Source organism: Streptomyces sp. NPDC048106, from assembly GCF_040706415.1.
Taxonomy (GTDB): Bacteria; Actinomycetota; Actinomycetes; order Streptomycetales; family Streptomycetaceae; genus Streptomyces.
In genome coordinates this window covers 53750-69871 of sequence record NZ_JBEZND010000014.1, presented here as the reverse complement: position 1 = coordinate 69871, position 16122 = coordinate 53750, and the positions used below count along the sequence as shown (strand labels likewise).

At 73.1% G+C, this 16122-nt stretch carries 15 protein-coding genes and 1 riboswitch; of the genes, 11 read left to right on the top strand and 4 right to left on the bottom strand.

Annotation, left to right across the window (positions count from 1 at the left end; genetic code table 11):
• Positions 1-42: 42 nt before the first annotated feature.
• Positions 43-1440 carry a solute carrier family 23 protein gene (locus tag AB0927_RS16885; RefSeq protein ID WP_366668356.1) on the bottom strand — a complete coding sequence of 466 codons (1398 nt, stop codon included), beginning with the start codon at positions 1438-1440 and terminating at the stop codon, positions 43-45.
• Positions 1441-1653: 213 nt separating this feature from the next.
• On the opposite strand from AB0927_RS16885, the gene AB0927_RS16880 reads away from it, so the two are divergent.
• Entirely contained in the window at positions 1654-2112 is a 459-nt protein-coding gene (locus AB0927_RS16880) for an acyl-CoA thioesterase (RefSeq protein ID WP_366668355.1), read from the top strand.
• On the opposite strand, the gene AB0927_RS16875 is transcribed toward AB0927_RS16880, so the two are convergent.
• Positions 2072-3274 (bottom strand): MFS transporter, encoded by a 1203-nt coding sequence (locus AB0927_RS16875; protein ID WP_366668354.1) that lies wholly within the window; start codon positions 3272-3274, stop codon positions 2072-2074. The genes AB0927_RS16880 and AB0927_RS16875 overlap by 41 nt on opposite strands.
• 113 nt (positions 3275-3387) lie before the next feature.
• On the opposite strand from AB0927_RS16875, the gene AB0927_RS16870 reads away from it, so the two are divergent.
• Positions 3388-5103 carry an ROK family protein gene (locus AB0927_RS16870; RefSeq protein WP_366668353.1) on the top strand — a complete coding sequence of 572 codons (1716 nt, stop codon included), beginning with the start codon at positions 3388-3390 and terminating at the stop codon, positions 5101-5103.
• Between the two features lie 217 nt (positions 5104-5320).
• Here AB0927_RS16870 and AB0927_RS16865 read toward each other — a convergent pair whose 3' ends face one another.
• On the bottom strand, positions 5321-6067 hold the full coding sequence (locus AB0927_RS16865) for an NAD(P)H-binding protein (RefSeq protein ID WP_366668352.1): 747 nt from the start codon (positions 6065-6067) through the stop codon (positions 5321-5323).
• Between the two features lie 342 nt (positions 6068-6409).
• A riboswitch (FMN riboswitch) is annotated at positions 6410-6540 on the top strand.
• Between the two features lie 160 nt (positions 6541-6700).
• Between AB0927_RS16865 and AB0927_RS16860 the strand changes: the two genes are divergently transcribed.
• The 9 genes from AB0927_RS16860 to AB0927_RS16820 all read left to right on the top strand — a co-directional run bounded on the left by AB0927_RS16860 (position 6701) and on the right by AB0927_RS16820 (position 14151).
• Positions 6701-7306, top strand: coding sequence for a riboflavin synthase (locus AB0927_RS16860; RefSeq protein WP_366668351.1), 606 nt, complete (start codon positions 6701-6703; stop codon positions 7304-7306).
• Positions 7303-7944, top strand: a complete 642-nt coding sequence (locus AB0927_RS16855; protein ID WP_366668350.1) for a nicotinamide mononucleotide transporter family protein — start codon at positions 7303-7305, stop codon at positions 7942-7944. The genes AB0927_RS16860 and AB0927_RS16855 overlap by 4 nt, the downstream gene beginning before the upstream one ends.
• On the top strand, positions 7941-9284 hold the full coding sequence (locus tag AB0927_RS16850; protein WP_366668349.1) for a bifunctional 3,4-dihydroxy-2-butanone-4-phosphate synthase/GTP cyclohydrolase II: 1344 nt from the start codon (positions 7941-7943) through the stop codon (positions 9282-9284). The genes AB0927_RS16855 and AB0927_RS16850 overlap by 4 nt, the downstream gene beginning before the upstream one ends.
• A 48-nt stretch (positions 9285-9332) precedes the next feature.
• Positions 9333-9818 (top strand): 6,7-dimethyl-8-ribityllumazine synthase, encoded by a 486-nt coding sequence (ribH, locus tag AB0927_RS16845; protein ID WP_366668348.1) that lies wholly within the window; start codon positions 9333-9335, stop codon positions 9816-9818.
• A gap of 34 nt (positions 9819-9852) precedes the next feature.
• Positions 9853-10125: a phosphoribosyl-ATP diphosphatase gene (locus AB0927_RS16840; RefSeq protein WP_007491392.1), complete on the top strand. Its 273-nt coding sequence runs from the start codon at positions 9853-9855 to the stop codon at positions 10123-10125.
• A gap of 66 nt (positions 10126-10191) precedes the next feature.
• Positions 10192-11049 carry an ATP phosphoribosyltransferase gene (gene hisG / locus AB0927_RS16835; RefSeq protein ID WP_366668347.1) on the top strand — a complete coding sequence of 286 codons (858 nt, stop codon included), beginning with the start codon at positions 10192-10194 and terminating at the stop codon, positions 11047-11049.
• Positions 11050-11059: 10 nt separating this feature from the next.
• Positions 11060-11515, top strand: a complete 456-nt coding sequence (locus AB0927_RS16830; protein WP_366668346.1) for a PH domain-containing protein — start codon at positions 11060-11062, stop codon at positions 11513-11515.
• Between the two features lie 225 nt (positions 11516-11740).
• Positions 11741-13075: a hemolysin family protein gene (locus tag AB0927_RS16825; RefSeq protein ID WP_366668345.1), complete on the top strand. Its 1335-nt coding sequence runs from the start codon at positions 11741-11743 to the stop codon at positions 13073-13075.
• Complete coding sequence (locus AB0927_RS16820; RefSeq protein WP_366668344.1) at positions 13072-14151, top strand: hemolysin family protein; 1080 nt, start codon at positions 13072-13074, stop codon at positions 14149-14151. The genes AB0927_RS16825 and AB0927_RS16820 overlap by 4 nt, the downstream gene beginning before the upstream one ends.
• A 97-nt stretch (positions 14152-14248) precedes the next feature.
• Here the strand turns inward: AB0927_RS16820 and AB0927_RS16815 are convergent, their stop codons facing one another.
• The gene (locus AB0927_RS16815; protein ID WP_366668435.1) at positions 14249-16111 is read right to left on the bottom strand and encodes an AAA family ATPase; all 1863 of its coding nucleotides are present in this window, start codon (positions 16109-16111) and stop codon (positions 14249-14251) included.
• Between the last annotated feature and the right edge of the window lie 11 nt (positions 16112-16122).

The window sequence follows — 16122 nt, the reverse complement described above, 5'->3', positions numbered from 1 at the left end:
GACCGGCCCGGCGCGTCGCCGGAACGGGGGAACGGGTTGTTCCTACTTGGCGGTCGGGGACTCCGGGGACTCCGGGTCGTAGCTGGAGGTGCCCTCGTCCAGCAGCGGCGTCTGCTGCTTGAGGTGGGCCGGGGCGAAGGCGCGCAGCGCGTGGTAGCCGGTGATGACGACCAGGGTGCCGAGGGCGATGCCGCTGAGGGAGAAGTTGCTGGTGAACTTCATGCTCACGTTGCCCACGCCGATGATGATGCCCGCGGCGGCCGGCACCAGGTTCAGCGGGTTGCGCAGGTCCACCTTGGCGTTGAGCCAGATCTGCGCGCCGAGCAGGCCGATCATGCCGTAGAGGATCACGGTGATGCCGCCGAGGACACCGCCCGGAATGGCGGCCACGACCGCGCCGAACTTCGGGCACAGACCGAACAGCAGGGCGAAACAGGCGGCCGCCCAGTACGCGGCGGTGGAGTAGACGCGGGTCGCGGCCATCACGCCGATGTTCTCGGAGTAGGTGGTGTTCGGCGGGCCGCCCACCGCGGTCGACAGCACGGAGGCGACGCCGTCGGCCGAGATCGCCGTGCCCAGCTCGTCGTCCAGCGGGTCGCCGGTCATCTCGCCGACGGCCTTGACGTGGCCGGCGTTCTCCGCGACCAGCGCGATGACGACCGGCAGCGCGACCAGGATCGCCGACCACTGGAAGGACGGGCCGTGGAAGTGCGGCAGGCCGATCCAGTCGGCCTTGGACACGCCCGACAGGTCCAGGCGCCAGTGGTCGGTCAGCTTGCCGCTGCCGTCCACGGAGTGGATCTTGCCGAAGACCCGGTCGAGGACCCAGGAGATGCCGTAGCCGAAGATCAGGCCGAGGAAGATGGCGATCCGGGACCAGAAGCCGCGCAGGCAGACGACCGCGAGCCCGGTGAACAGCATCACGAGCAGCGCCGTCCACTGGTCCTGCGGCCAGTAGGTGGAGGCGGTCACCGGGGCCAGGTTGAAGCCGATCAGCATCACGACCGCGCCGGTCACGATGGGGGGCATGGCCGCGTGGATGATCCGCGCCCCGAACCGCTGCACCGCGAGGCCCACCAGGAACAGCACGACGCCGACGGCGAGGGTCGCGCCGGTCACCGTGGCGCTCGTGCCGCCCTGCGCGCGGATGACGGCGGCCACGCCCACGAACGACAGTGAGCAGCCGAGGTAGCTGGGCACCCGGCCGCGGGTGGCGAGCAGGAAGATCACCGTGGCGACGCCGGACATCATGATCGCCAGGTTGGGGTCCAGGCCCATCAGTACCGGCGCCACGAAGGAGGCGCCGAACATGGCGACGACGTGCTGGGCGCCGAGGCCCACCGTCCGGGGCCAGGACAGCCGTTCGTCGGGCCGTACCACCGCTCCGGGCGCGGGCGTGCGCCCATCACCGTGCAGTTTCCAGCGCACGCCGAGGTCCATGGTGGGGTTTCGCTTTCTGTTTCCGTGGTGCGTCCGGGCAGCCGTGGGGGCCGGGTGGACGGGGGATTATCCGCACCATTGTCGCTGGTCGGCGGCGCGGTCCGCGCACACGTCCGCGCGGGGGTGTCCCGGGGGGAGTGCTGAGCGGTCGCTTAGTATGGACGATCGGCCCCCGGAGGGCCACCCCCCACCGCCTCGTTCAGGAGTCCCGCGTTGACCGTCGAAGCCCCGTCCGCCCCCGCCGTCTCCTACGGCCGGCTGATCCCGGTCACCGTCCACTTCGACGACCTCGACGCGCTCGGACTGCTGCACAACGCCCGCTACCCGCTGCTGGTGGAGCGCGCCTGGACCGAGCTGTGGCACGAGCACGGCGTCCGCTTCGACGGCGACTGGGCGGCGGCCGGCGACGCCTGCAACGCCGTTCGCGAACTGCGCATCGGCTACGAGGCACCGGTCACCAGCCCCGGCCGCTACGCCGTCCACCTGTGGCTGGACCGGCTCGGCACCACCGGGCTGACCTACGGTTTCCGCTTCTGCTCGGCCGACGGGAGCCAGACCTACGCCCGGGGCACCCGGGTGCTGGTCCGGCTCGACGCGGCGACCCTGCGCCCGGCGCCGTGGAGCGACGGCTTCAGGTCCGTGGCCCGGGAACTGCTGCGGCCCGAGGACTGACCTCCCGCGCCACCCCGCGCTCGGCGGAGCGCAGCACGCCCGCGCACAGCGCGAGCCCGCACGCGAGCGCCGTCACCACGCCGAACGAGACCACCAGGCTGGTCGCCTGCGCCACCCCGCCGATCAGGCTGGGCGCGATCAGCCCCGAGGTGTAGGTGATGGTCGCCACGCCCGCGATGGCCTGACTGGGGTTGGGCCCGGCGTGCCCGGCGGCGGCGAAGCACAGCGGTACGACGATCGCGATGCCGAGCCCCATCAGGGCGAAGCCGCCCATCGCCACCGCGGGATGCCCGGCGAGGACGACCAGCAGACCGCCGAGGACCGCCAGCACCCCGCCGGCCCGGACCGTGCGCACCGCGCCGAACCGGTTCACCAGCGCGTCCCCGGCGATCCGGGCCACGGCCATCGTCAGCATGAAGCCGGTGGTCGACGCCGCCGCCAGGCCGGCCGAGCTGTCCAGCCGGTCCCGCAGGAACACCGCCGACCAGTCCATGCTCGCGCCCTCCGCGAACACCGCGCAGAAGCCGACCATGCCGATCAGCAGCGCGGAGCGGGGCGGCAGCGCGAACCGGGGCGGCGGCTCCTCGTCCTCGGCGGGCTGGATGTCCAGCACCCAGGCGCAGGCGAGCACGCCGAGCACGGTCAGGACGGCCGAGGCCAGCAGGAAGTGGACGCGCGCGTCCGCGCCGAGGTGGGCGGCGAGGGTGCCGGCCGCCGAGCCGGTCAGGGCGCCCGCGCTCCACATCCCGTGCAGGCCCGACATCACCGACCTGCCGAGCCGCCGCTCGACCTCGACGCCGAGCGCGTTCATGGCCACGTCCGCCATGCCCGCGCACGCGCCGTAGACGAACATCGCCAGGCACAGGGCGGGCAGGTTCGGCGCGAGGGCGGGCAGGACCAGGGAGAGGGTCCACAGGGCGATCAGCCCGCGCAGGGCGTTGCGGCTGCCGAAACGGTGGCTGATGCGGCCCGCGAGCGGCATCGCGCACGAGGCGCCGAACGCGGTGAAGGCCAGCGCGAAGCCCAGCCGGCCCGCGCCGAGCGAGGCGTGGTCCTGGACCCACGGCACACGGGTCGCGAAGGAGCCCGTCACGGCGCCGTGGACGGCGAACACGGCCGCGACGGCGTACCGCGCGCGCCGCACCTCGCTCATGTCACCCATGTCTGCGCTCCTCCCCGGAAGTTCGTGCGACGTAAACTATCAGGGACCCTGCCTGATAGATAGGGCCCCCTGTGCCGCAAGGGCAGGCCCGCCGATGTGGAAGGATCCCCGCCATGGCCGCATCACCGAGCACCGCCCGGGCCATCAACGACCGGTTGGCCCTGGGCCTCCTCCAGGAGCAAGGTCCGTTGACAGCAGGGCAGTTGAAGCAACTGACGGGGCTTTCCCGGCCGACGGTCGCCGACCTCGTGGAACGGCTCGGCGCCGCCGGACTGATCACCGTCGTGGGGGAGTCCGGCGCGGACCGCCGGGGGCCGAACGCCCGGCTCTACGGCATCGCCGCCGACCGCGCCCATCTGGCGGCGCTCGACGTGCGCACCGAGGGGGTCGTCGTGCTGGTCGCCGATCTGGCGGGGCGGGTGCTCGCGGAGGCGTCCGTGCCGATCGAGGGCGACACCGGAACCGGGCCGGCGGTACGGCGCGTGGTGGCGGCGGTGCGGGGGGCCCTCGCCCGGGCCGGGGTGGACGGGCTGCACACCGTCGGCATCGGCGCGCCGGGCCTCATCGACCCGGCCATCGGCGACCTGCGCGACTCCGCGGGTCTGCCCGCCTGGCACCGCAGCCTCGCCGCGGCCCTCCAGGAAGGGCTGCCCGGCGCGCGCGTCACCGTGGAGAACGAGACCAACCTCGCCGCCCTCGCCGAACAACGCGAGGGCGCCGCCCGCGACCGCGACACCTTCGTCCTGCTCTGGCTCGGGCACGGCACCGGCGCCGCGGTCGTCCTCGACGGCACCCTCCGCCGCGGCGCCTCCGGCGGCACCGGCGAGATCGGCTTCCTCCCGGTCCCGGGCACGGCCACCCTCCCCTCCGCGACGGACTGCGCCGGCGGCTTCCACGCCCTGGCGGGCGCGGCCTCGGTCGTCTCCCTGGCCGCGCAGCACGGCCTGCCGACCCCGGCGACCGCGGACGGACCGGGCGCGGCGGACGTCGTCCGGGACGCGGTGGCGCGGATGTCTTCGGGGGACGGGGCCAGGCCTGCTCTCTGGGGCCGGGAGACGAGGGACGGATCTGCTGGGGGCCTGAAGGCGGCGGATGAGTCTGCCGGGGGCCGGGGAGCGGATGGCGTGGCGGGACCGGGGGAGAGGCGGGCCGGAGGAGAGCCGACGTGGGCGAAGGACCCGGCGACGGGGGAGGGAACTCCGGCGGCGGGGCGGCGGCCCGCCCTGGTGGGGGAAACCGCCGGGGAAACCGCCGGGACGGCGGCGGGACCGGCCGAGCGAGGGGCGCCGGCGGGTGGGGCGGGAGAGGAATCCGCGGGGGAGGGAACTCCGGCGGCGGACGAGTCTGCGCGGGCCCGGGGCGCGGACGGCGCGCCGGGCCCGGAGGAGGGGCGCGCCGGAGGCGAGCCGGTGTGGGGCAAGGCTCCAGCGCCGAGGGAGGGAACCCAGGCGGCGGACGGGCCGCCGGGACCGGGCCCCGTCCCGGCGGGGGAAACGGCCGGGGGAACGGCCGCCGCGGCGGCGGGAGCCGATGCCGGCGAGCGCTTCCTCGTCGCCCTCGCCGAGCGGATCGCCATCGGCGTCGCCTCCGTCGTCGCCGTCCTGGACCCCGGCTGCGTGGTCCTCGGCGGTGAGATCGGCCGCGCCGGGGGCGACGTCCTCGCCGGGCTCGTGGCGGAGCGCCTGCGCCGGATGTCGCCCCTGCCCACCGAGGTCCGCGCCGGCGGACTCGGCGGCTCGGCCGTGCTGCGGGGCGCCCTGCTGACGGCCCGCGACCGGGCCCAGGACACCCTGTGGGTCAACCCGCTCCGCTCGCCGGTCCCGTCGTAGTCGTCCGGGGCTGCCGTTCGCCCGAGCGGCGGCCGACCGCCGCTTTCCGGCCGGGCCCAGGACACCCTGTCGGCCAACCCGCTCCGGTTACCCGTCCCGTCGTAGCCGCCCGGGACCGCCGTTCCCCCGCCGGGAGCCCCTGCGTGCCCGCGTACCGGAGGTCCGCTCCGCCGGTCGGCAGGGCTCGGGCCACGCGTCCGGTGGCCCGCCTCGGCACCTACTCCCGCCCGAACCGCCTCGCCAGGTGCTCCTCGAACGTTCCCTTGCCCGTCGCCAGTTCCGGGGCCAGATGGCCGCCCGTGCGGAAGGCGCGGTACGTCGAGCCGAAGAGGGGGAGGTTGGTCACCGCGCGGCGGCGGCCCGTGGCGCGGAGGTAGGCGCGGGCCAGGGAGTCGAGGGAGCGGATCTCGGGGCCGCCCATGTCGGGAACCCGGCCGGCCGGGGCGGCGAGGGCCAACCCGGCCAGGCGCGCGGCGACTTCGGTGACCTCGACCGGCTGGTCGGACACCCGCGCCGGCAGCGGCAGCACCGGTGACTTGGCGAGGGCCTCGAAGAGCGTCACCAGCAGGTCGTGGAACTGGGTCGCGCGCAGGATCGTGAACCCGAGTCCGGAGCGTTCGATCCGCTGCTCCACCGCGTACTTGGTCCGGTAGTAGCCGTACGGCACCCGGTCCACCCCGACGATGGAGACGTACACCAGATGCTCCACCCCCGCCCGCCGCGCCGCCTCGATCAAGTGCTCGGCCGCCTCCTCGTCGCCGCCCCGGGGGCTGCTCGCGCAGTGCACCACCGTCGGCACCCCCGCGAGCGCCGCGTCCAGGTCCGGCCCGCCCGCGCGCAGGTCGACGCCGTACGGCCGGGCGTGCCTGCTGAGCACCCGTACCCCGTGCCCGTCCGTTCGCAGCCGCTCGGTGACATGCCGGCCGAGGGTGCCCGTGCCGCCGGTGACCAGGATCGTGCTCATGCTGTTTCCGTCCCTTCCGGACCGGGACGCCCCCTGCCGGGACGCCCTCACCGGATTGAGACCGGGCGGCCGCCCGGAAATGTGACATCGCCCGTGCTTCCGGGCCCTGGCGGCCCGGCGGCGGGCAAGGGCCGTCGTCACCGCCGCCGGGCCCGCCCGCACCCTAAAAGGACTAGACCATTAAGGTCAATGGGGGAGGACGGGTCAACGCGCGCCGCGAAAAGGGGAGTTGGGCAGGGGTCCCGCACCGTGCAAGACCGGCGGCACGGAGTGTGAGCGAACCCACACGAACCCCCTGTCGGTGCGGCCGTCCGGCGTGGCACACTGGCTCTGTACCAGAAGCAGCGCACTCCGGGGTCGGTGAAAGTCCGAACCGGCGGTTACAGTCCGCGACCCGGTCGCCTCCAGCGACCGGTTGACCAGGTGAAATTCCTGGACCGACGGTTAAAGTCCGGATGGGAGGCAGTGCGCGGCGGGCGGGCATGCGTTCCGTGTGCGCGCCGCCGTTTCTGGGCTCGTCCACCTGTGGGCGGGTCCTTTCCGGCGACGTCCCGATCGTGTGTTCATCCGTAGATTCTGTCGTCATCGACAGGCCCCGGAGTCCGTGCCCCATGAGGCAGGAGGACCCGGGAAGTGTTCACCGGAATCGTCGAAGAGCTGGGCGAAGTGACCGCCGTCGAGAACCTCGGCGACGCATCCCGCTTCCGGCTCCGCGGCCCCGTCGTCACCGAGGGCGCCCGGCACGGCGACTCCATCGCCGTGAACGGCGTCTGTCTCACCGTCGTCGACCACGAGGGTGACGAGTTCACCGCCGACGTCATGGCCGAGACCCTGAAGCGCTCCAGCCTGGGCGCGCTCGGCGTCGGCTCCCGGGTCAACCTCGAACGCCCCACCGCCGTCGGCGCCCGCCTTGGCGGACACATCGTGCAGGGCCATGTCGACGGCACCGGCGAAGTGCTGGGGCGCACGGTCTCCGACCACTGGGAGATCGTGAAGATCTCGCTCCCCGCGGACCTCGCCCGCTACGTGGTCGAGAAGGGCTCCATCACCGTCGACGGCATCAGCCTCACGGTCGTGGACGCGGGCCCCGACCACTTCACCGTCAGCCTCATCCCCACCACCCTCGCCCTGACCACGCTCGGCGTGAAGCAGCCCGGCGACCCGGTCAACCTTGAGGTGGACGTCATCGCCAAGTACGTGGAGCGGCTGCTCGCCGCGGGTCAGGGGGCCGGTCAGTGAACTCGCTCAACACCGAGGCGTTCACCCTGTTCGGACAGCACATCCTGTGGTCCGACATGATCGGCAACCTCTTCGGCCTGATCGCCCTCGCCCTCGGCTGGCGCCGCTCGCTGTGGAGCTGGCCGGTGCAGTTCGTCTCCGGCCTCGTCCTCTTCGCCGCCTTCTACGGCCACCTCACCGGCAGCGCCGGCAAGCAGGCCGTCGTCATGGTGGTCGCCCTCTACGGCTTCTGGCAGTGGAACCGCGGCCGGGGCCAGGCCGGCGACGGCCACATCTCCCCCCGGTTCGCCACCTGGCGCGAGCGGGCCGCCCTCCTCGGCGCCGCCGCCGTCGGCACCGTCGCCGTCGCGCTGCTGTTCACCGCGTTCCCGGAACTGTCCTGGGACCCCTGGCCGGACGCCTACATCTTCGTCGGCACCGTCGTCGCGATGTACGCCCAGGCCAAGGGCATGGTCGAGTTCTGGTTCGCCTGGCTGCTCGTCGACCTCGTCGGCGTCCCCCTCAACTTCGCCAACGGCTACGCCTTCTCCGGCTTCGTCTACGTCATCTACGGCGCGCTCGTCCTGTGGGGCATGCGCGACTGGTGGCTGCGCTCGCGCAAGACCCCCCGGCCCGTCCTGGAAGGAGCACCGGCATGACCTCGGTCACCCCGCTCTACGACCCCTACTCCGGCTCCTACGAGGGCGACGGTATCGAGGAGTTCACGCTCGACCCCGTCGCCCAGGCCATCGCCGACATCGCCGCGGGCCGCCCCGTGATCGTCGTCGACGACGAGGACCGGGAGAACGAGGGCGACCTCGTCATCGCCGCCGAGAAGGTGACCCCCGAGATCGTCGCCTTCATGATGAGCGAGTGCCGGGGCCTGGTCTGCGCCCCGATGGAGGCCGCCGAACTCGACCGGCTGCGGCTGCCGCAGATGGTCGAGGACAACACCGAGTCGATGAAGACCGCCTTCACCGTCTCCGTGGACGCCTCCGGCGCGCACGGCGTGACCACCGGCATCTCGGCCGCCGACCGCGCCACCACGCTCCAGCTCCTCGCCAGCGGCACCGCCGAGCCCGCCGACTTCGTCCGCCCCGGCCACGTCTTCCCGCTGCGCGCCCGGTCCGGCGGCGTCCTGGAACGCAACGGCCACACCGAGGCCGCCGTCGACCTCGCCCGGCTCGCGGGGCTGCGCCCGGCCGGTGCCATCGTGGAGATCGCCGGCGAGGACGGCCGGATGCTCCGGCTGCCCGAGCTGATCCCCTTCGCCCGCAAGCACGGCCTGACGATCATCTCCATCGAGGACCTGATCGCCCACCGCCGCGGCACCGAGCCCACCGTCCGCCACGAGGCCGAGACCCGGCTGCCCACCCGGCACGGCACCTTCACCGCCCACGGCTACCGCTCCACCCTCGACGGCGTCGAACACGTCGCCCTCGTCCACGGCGAGATCGGCACCGGCGAGGACGTCCTGGTCCGCGTCCACTCCGAGTGCCTCACCGGCGACGTGTTCGGATCCCTGCGCTGCGACTGCGGTCCCCAGCTGGACAACTCCCTGGCCCGCATCCAGGAGGAGGGCCGCGGCATCGTGGTCTACCTGCGCGGACACGAGGGACGCGGCATCGGCCTGCTGTCCAAGCTGCGCGCCTACGAACTCCAGGAGCAGGGCCGCGACACCCTCGACGCCAACCTGGAACTCGGCCTGCCCGCCGACGCCCGCGACTACGGCGCCGGCGCCCAGATCCTCGCCGACCTCGGCGTGCGCAGCGTCCGGCTGATGACCAACAACCCCGACAAGGCGGAGGCGTTGGAGCGCCACGGCCTGCGGGTCGTCGGGCGGGAGCCGATGCCCGTCCAGGCGGGCGAGCACAACCTGCGCTATCTGCGCACCAAGCGGGACCGCATGGGCCACGACCTGCCCTGGCTGGACACCCCGGCCACCCCCGTCGTGCCGGGCCCCGCCCCGGCCGCCGCGGCCACCTGCCCGAACCAGTAACCCCGTAACCCAGCAAGTCAGCAACCCAGCAAGGCACTTAGGAGAGACGTGAGCGGCAAGGGCGCACCGGAACTGTCCGTGAGCAACGTCGGCGACCTCAGGGTCGCGGTCATCGCGGCGCAGTGGCACGAGAAGGTGATGGACGGTCTGGTGAACGGCGCCCTGCGCGCCCTCGGCGAACTGGGCATCGACGAGCCGACCCTGATCCGGGTCCCGGGCAGCTTCGAGCTCCCGGTGGCCGCCAAGGTGCTCGCCGCGCGCGGCTACGACGCGGTCGTCGCCCTCGGCGTCGTCATCCGCGGCGGCACCCCCCACTTCGAGTACGTGTGCCAGGGCGTCACCCAGGGCCTCACCCAGGTCTCCGTGGAGACCGGCGTCCCCGTCGGCTTCGGCGTGCTCACCTGCGACACCGAGGAGCAGGCCCTGGACCGGGCCGGCATCGAGGGCTCCAGCGAGGACAAGGGCCACGAGGCGGTGACCGCGGCGGTCTCCACGGCCGCGACGCTGCGTTCGGTATCCGAACCCTGGCACTGAGGCGCCGGCCGGAGCGCGTAGGGTAAGGACCACCATGTCCAAGAAGACGTTCGAGGAGCTCTTCACCGAGCTCCAGCACAAGGCCGCCCACGGCGATCCCGCCACCTCCCGCACCGCCGAACTGGTCGGCAAGGGTGTCCATGCCATCGGCAAGAAGGTCGTCGAAGAGGCCGCCGAGGTCTGGATGGCCGCCGAGTACGAGGGCAAGGAGGCGGCAGCCGAGGAGATCTCCCAGCTGCTGTACCACGTCCAGGTGATGATGGTCGCCCGCGGGATCTCCCTGGACGACGTCTACGCCCACCTCTGACCGCCCCTCCCCGCGCCGAGCCGCGGATCACCGCACCAACCCCTTCACGCAAAGGAAGCCGTCCTCATGCTGCGCATCGCCGTCCCCAACAAGGGTTCCCTGTCCGGCCCTGCGGCGGACATGCTGCATGAGGCCGGCTACCAGCAGCGCCGCGAGTCCAAGGAACTGCGGATCGTCGACCCCGGCAACGAGGTCGAGTTCTTCTACCTCCGCCCCCGCGACATCGCGATCTACGTCTCCTCGGGCCGCCTCGACATCGGTATCACCGGCCGTGACCTGCTGGTCGACTCCGGCGCGGACGCCGAGGAGATCCTCCCGCTGGGCTTCGCCCGCTCCACCTTCCGCTTCGCCGGCAAGCCGGGCACGGCGAGCGGCGTCGAGGACCTGAAGGGCCGTACGGTCGCCACCTCGTACGAGGGCATCGTCGCCCGGCACCTCGCCGACAGCGGCGTCGACGCCTCCGTCGTGCACCTGGACGGCGCCGTGGAGACCGCGATCGAGCTGGGCGTCGCCGAGGTCATCGCCGACGTCGTGGAGACCGGCACCAGCCTGCGCAACGCGGGCCTGGAGGTCTTCGGCGAGCCGATCATGAAGTCCGAGGCGATCGTGATCCGCCGCACCGGCGCGGACACGGACGAGGCCGCCGAGCCCAAGGTCCAGCAGTTCCTGCGCCGCCTCCAGGGCGTCCTGGTCGCCCGGACGTACGTGATGATGGACTACGACTGCCGGGTCGAGCAGCTGGAGAAGGCAGTCGCGCTCACCCCCGGCCTGGAGTCCCCGACCGTCTCCCCGCTGCACAACGAGGGCTGGGTCGCGGTCCGCGCCATGGTCCCCGCCAAGGAGGCGCAGCGGATCATGGACGACCTCTACGCCATCGGCGCCCGCGCCATCCTGACCACGGCCATCCACGCCTGCCGCCTCTGAGGGGTACGTGATGTCCGACCTGCCCACCCTTCCCGTCACCTTCCGGCCAGGCCACACCCGGGCCATCCTGCTCACCGCGGCCGTGGCGATCTTCCTCACCATCTCGGGGGTCGCCCTGCTGCTGGAGGGCCTCGGCCCGGGGGAGCGGATGAGCTTCGTGGTCACCGGGGCGCTGATCTTCTGGGTGCTCGCCCAGCTCGCCCGGATCAAGGTCGTCGCGGACGACACCGGCGTCACCGTCGTCAACATCGCCAGCAAGCGGCGCCTCGACTGGGCGGAGATCCTTCAGGTGAACCTCCGTCCGGGCGATCCCTGGGTGTTCCTCAACCTCAGCGACGGCACCAGCCTGCCCGTGCTCGGCATCCAGCCGGGCATCGCCAGGCAGCGGGCGATCGCCGACGCCGGTGCGCTGCGGGCGCTCGCCGAGGCCCACTCGGCCGCCCGTCTGGAGAAAGATCAGGGCTGACTCGGGGGCGACTCCGGGCCGACTCCGGGTCGCCCACCCTGCCCGCCCGGCCCGGTCTTGATTAATCTGGTGGGCGGAGGCCGCGCCGACAGCGCCTCCGCCCCTGTGCGCCGCCCGGTGCCAGGGGTTCCTGCGACCCGAGGAGTGAATCCCTCCGGCGATGGACGGATCGTCCTGTAGTACCTGCGCCGCCCCCACCCGGCATACCGGGGAGGCGGCGGCATCGTGACCACCCCTCTGCTGCTCCTCGCAGCCGCTTTCCTGCTGATTCTCGCCAACGGATTCTTCGTGGCGGCCGAGTTCGGTCTGGTGACGGTCGAGCGCCCCGAGGCCGAGAAGGCCGCCGCCGACGGCGACAAGCGCGCTCGTACGGTCGTGGAGGCGCTGAAGGAACTCTCCTTCCAGCTCTCCGGCACCCAGCTCGGCATCACCATCACCTCCCTGGTCGTCGGCATGCTCGCCGAACCGGCCCTGGGCCGGCTGCTACGCGGCCCGTTCGCCGCGCTCGGCCTTCCCGACGGCGCCGTCTCCGGCGCCGCCGTGCTCGTCGGCATGCTGCTGGCCTCCGCCCTCCAGATGGTGATCGGCGAACTGGTGCCCAAGAACTGGGCGGTCTCCCGGCCGCTCCAGGTCGCGCGCTTCGTCGCGGGCCCCCAGCACCACTTCTCCCGGCTGTTCCGGCCGGTGATCGCCGCGCTCAACACCGTCGCCAACCGGCTGGTCCGCGCCCTCGGCGTCGAACCCGCCCACGAACTGGCCTCGGCCCGCACCCCCGGCGAACTGGTCTCCCTGGCCCGGCACTCCGCACAGGCCGGCGCCCTGGAGCAGGACACCGCCGACCTGTTCGTGCGCACCCTCTCGCTGGGCGAGCTGACCGCCCAGCACGTCATGACCCCGCGCGTGAAGGTCAGCGCGCTGCAGAACTCGGCCACCGCCGAGGACGTGGTCAACCTCACCCGGGCCACCGGACTGTCCCGCTTCCCCGTCTACCGGGAGAAGATCGACGAGATCGTCGGCATGGCCCACCTCAAGGACGCCCTCGCCGTCCCGGCGCACGACCGGCTGCGCACCCCGGTCGGCCGCATCGCCCGCCCCGCGCTGCTGGTCCCCGAGACCCTGCCCGTCCAGCCCCTGCTGGCCCGGCTGCGCAGCGAACAGCCCATCGCGGTCGTGGTGGACGAGTACGGCGGCACGGCCGGCGTGGTCACCCTGGAGGACATCGTCGAGGAACTGGTCGGCGAGGTCCGCGACGAGCACGACGCCAAGGACGTGCCCGAGCTGGCCGCCGCCCCGCCCGAGGACGGCAGGCCCGCCTGGGACGTGGCCGGGAGCTGCCGGGTCGACATCCTTCAGCGCATAGGCCTCGACGTGCCCGAGGGGCCGTACGAGACCGTCGCCGGGCTGGTCGCCGACCTGCTCGGCCGGATCCCGGCCCCCGGCGACCGGGCCGAGCTGCCCGGCTGGCGGCTCGCGGTCCGCCAGGTCGGCCACTACCGGGCCGAACGGGTCCGCCTGGTCAGGACGGCCCCGGCGGCGAACATCGCGGAGGCCGTGCGATGAGCGTGCTCCAACTGGCCTTGGCGGCGCTGCTCGTGCTCGCCAACGGCTTCTTCGTCGGCGCCGAGTTCGCGCTCGTCTCCGTCCGCCGCAGCCAGATCGAACCGCTCGGCACCACACGGGCCCGGCAGGTGCTGTACGGCCTGGAGCGGCTGCCGCAGATGATGGCCGCGGCGCAGTTCGGGATCACCGTGTGCTCCCTGACGCTCGGCGCGGTCGCCGAACCGACCGTGGCGCACCTGCTGGAACCGGTGTTCGAGGCGGTCCACCTCCCGGACGGCGTGATCCATCCGCTGGGCTACGTCATCGCGCTGGCCGCGGTGGTCTTCTTCCACCTGGTCATCGGCGAGATGGTGCCGAAGAACCTCGCGATGGCGGCGCCCGAGAAGGCGGCGCTGTGGCTCAGCCCCGGCCTGGTCTGGTTCGCCCGCGTGTGCAAGCCGATCACGGTGTCCCTGGGCGCCGTCGCCCAGGCCGTCCTGCGGCTGTTCCGCGTGGAACCCAAGGACGAGGTCGAGGCGGTCGTCACCAGCGAGCAGCTCAACCGGCTGCTGGAGGACTCGGGACAGGCGGGCCTGCTCGATCCCGAGGAGATGGAACGCCTGGAGGACGCCCTGGAACTGGGCTCCCGTCCGGTCACCGACGTCCTGCTGCGCCGTGAGTCCCTGGTCACGGTGACGCCCGCGGTGACACCGGGGGAGATCGTGCGGCTCACCGCGCGCACGGGATACTCCCGCTTCCCGGTCGCGGCGACGGACAAGGGCGCCTTCATGGGGTACGTCCACGTCAAGGACGTCCTCGACCTGGAGGACTCCGAGCGGGCGGTGCCGCAGAACATCTGGCGCCCGATGACGACCCTGCGGGCCGAGCTTCCCCTGGACGACGCCCTCACGGTCATGCGCCGCGCCGCCACGCACCTGGCCCAGGTGGCCGACGCGTCCGGGAAGGTGCTGGGGCTGGTGGCGCTGGAGGACGTCCTGGAGATGCTGGTGGGCGAGGTGCGCGACCCCGCGCACCGCGACGTGAAGCTCACCGAGCCGAGGGCGAGCGGCGAGCCGGAGGGCGCGCTCGCGGTGTAGGCCGTAGCCCGGAGGGTGGTGCGGGGAGCTGTGCGGGTGCGGCCCGGTGGCGGGCCGGCCGCGCGGTTCCCCGCGCCCCCGGGGACGCGCCGCCGTCCTATGCCGGCGACGGATCCTGCGGCCCCCGCCCCGACAGCACCTCCCCGTACGCCTGCATCAGGTCGGCGAGGCGCAACGTCGCCAGATCCTCCCGGGACAACGACCCCGGATACGCCGACAACCGCAGATCCCGGTACGCGCAGCTCTTCTCGTACAGCGTCCGCAGGAACCGCCCGTTCCCCAGTTCGTCGATCCACCCCTGATCGACCACGTGCCCGGCGATCGACCGCAGCTCCTCCAGCGCCTCCTCGTCCCACAGGTCCCCGTTCTCCGCGGCCAGCACCTTCCCGATCTCGGTGAGTTCCCCGGGCCGGTACGAGGGGAAGTCCACCCGGGTCGTGAAGCGGGACGACAGCCCCGGGTTCGCCGCGAGCAGCCGGTCCATCCCCTCGGGATACCCCGCGAGGATCACCACCAGGTGGTCCCGGTTGTCCTCGGCCCGCTTCAGCAGCACTTGCAGCGCCTCGTCCCCGTACGCGTCCCCCTTCCCGTAGCCGGAGTTGGAGAGCGAGTACGCCTCGTCCACGAACAGCACCCCGCCGATCGCGGAGTCGATCAGCTCGTTGGCCTTCACCGCGGTCTGCCCGAGGTACTCGCCGACGAGATCGGCCCGCTGCGCCTCGACGAGGTGGTCCCCGCCGAGCAGCCCGAGGGCGTAGAAGACCCGCCCGAGGATGCGCGCCACCGTCGTCTTGCCGGTCCCGGACGGCCCGGAGAAGACGAAGTGCCGCTTCGGCGGCTGCACGGGCAGCCCCTGCCCGGCCCGCAGCCGCGCCATGTTCAACTGCGCGGACAGCGCCTTCACCTGACGCTTGACCGGTTCGAGCCCCACCATCCGCTCCAGCTCGGCGAGCGCCTGCTCCAGTAAGGCGGGATCGGTCGGCCCGGAGGGCAGGGGGGAGCCGGGAACACCGCCCCGGTCACGGACCCCCGGGTCGGTGACGGCCGGCAGCGGCCCGGTCGGCAGGTCCGGCTCCGGCAGCCGCAGATCCCGCCCCTCGGTGCCGAAGAACGGATCGAACCCGTCCGGCCCGTCCACCGTGTCCTGCCCCGCGCCGGTCAGCGTGATCGCGGCGAGGTCGGCCGCCTCGTCGTACCCGTCCCCCTCGGCGATCGCCGCGAGCCGCGCCGAGGTGTCCATGAAGGCGGGGTCCACCCGGTGCACGGCCCGGTAGAGGGGCAGCGCGGCGGCGGAGCGGCCGGTGCCCTCGTGCGCCCGCGCCAGCCAGTAGCGCAGCTCCTTGCGCTGCGGCTGCTCGCTGCGGCAGCGCATCAGCGCCGCCGACAGCAGCGGTTCGGCCTGGCCGTACATCTCCAGGCGGACCCGGGCCATGCCGCCGAACAGCCCGGCCTCTATGCCGAGCAACGGGTCGTCCAGCAGCGGATCGGTGTGCCGTACGAGCTGCTCCCAGTCCTTGACCAGATAGGCGCGGCAGGCGTGCAGGAAGCGGACCTGGGGGTCGGTGTCGACCGGGGGCAGCCCGGCCAGCGCCCGGTCCAGCTCGGGCACGTGCCGGCCGTCCAGCCAGTGCGAGGCGTGCGCCAGCAGCAGATCGCGCGGGCTCTCCAGCACCGGCTGCACCCACCAGCCCAGCCAGTACCAGGAGTTGAGCGCGCGGCGGTGCCGGGCGCGCTGTTCGCCGAAGCGCTCGCGGTGGCGGAACATCCGCAGCAGGGCGGTGGTGGTGTCGACCCGGAGCGCGTGCAGCCCGAGCCAGCCGTCCGCCATACCCGGGTCCATCCGTACCGCGGCCCGGAACTCCTCCTCGGCCTGCGGGTACGCGCCCATCGTGTAGGCGTCGACCCCGCGCAGCCAGGCGAGGTCGGCCGGGGCCTCGGGGCCCTGCGTGCCGAAGTCCATCACGTCCCCCA